We start from the raw sequence: 1093 nt of genomic DNA, 5'->3' as shown, positions 1-1093 counted from the left end.
CATATTTAGAACACCCTAGGGCTCTTATTATGAGAAAACAAGAAATTACATAATTTCTAATTTACACTAACTTTTTAAAAACCTAATCTAAGCTGGGCATGGTAGCGCATGCATTTAGTCCCAGCACTTAGGAAGCAGAGGCAGGCAGATCTATGTGAGTTCAAAGCCAGCCTGGTCTACAGAGTGAGTGCCAGGACAGGCTCCAAAAGCTACACAGAGAAACCCAGTCTCGAAAAACAACAACAACAAAAAACCCCAAAAAAAACAAACAAAAGAAACCCTGTCTTGAAAAGCTAAAAACTAAAATAAAACCCAATCTATTTTAATCTTACTCCTCAGACAAGATACATTATTGTAGAATATTATTTTAAGGTATATTACATTTGTTTATTTTCTGGAATATTTGTTTAATGATGTAAAGATGTGTTGCTTTTGTTTATGCTGCATTTGGTTAAGCTGTGATTCTTTGCCTGTCTAAAACACCTGATGCTCTAATAAAGAACTGAATGGCCAATGGTGAGGCAGAAGAAAGGATAGGCAGGGCTAGCAGGCAGAGTGGATAAATAGAAGGAGAAATCTAGAGAGAGAGAAAGAAGTAGGCAGAGAAGGAGGAGGAGGACTCCAGGAGCCAGCCACCAAGCTACACAGCAAGCCACAGGGTAAGAAACAAAGACAGGTATACATGGATAGAAAAGGAAACGCCCAGAGACAAAGGTAGATGGGATAATTTAAGAAAAGCTGGCTAGAAACAAGCCAACTAAGGCTGGGCATTCATAAGTAAGAAAACATCTCTGTGTGTTTATTTGGGACTAAAGGGCTACAGGACCATATGGAACAGAGACTTCCCTCTACACATGCACACTGCAGAGGCCCACAAAAGAAATGAGTATATCAGAACCCTGAAAATCCCTAATGATAGACCTCCAGGCCCTCACCTGTGGTAAAGCGCTTGGTGTATTTGATGATACAGCACTGTGATTTCACAGTGCATTGTGGGGCTTCAAAGTCTACTCTGTGGTTGGTTTGTAGCTCTTCCCTAAGCTGTTTTACTTTGTGCAAAAGGAATCTCCCAGAAGACAAGGAAATTGTCACT

1 protein-coding gene is annotated in these 1093 nt (G+C 40.4%); it reads right to left on the bottom strand.

Translation table 11 applies throughout. The annotated features are described in order from the left end of the window. Window positions 1-909: 909 nt before the first annotated feature. A partial coding sequence (locus KRZ98_RS05035; RefSeq protein WP_217672580.1) for a hypothetical protein occupies window positions 910-1093 on the bottom strand: 184 nt, incomplete at its 5' end.

Source organism: Sphingobium sp. AS12, from assembly GCF_019097845.1.
Taxonomy (GTDB): Bacteria; Pseudomonadota; Alphaproteobacteria; order Sphingomonadales; family Sphingomonadaceae; genus Sphingobium.
Note: the sequence above shows the minus strand (reverse complement) of the source record. Positions and strands in the feature narration are given on the sequence as shown.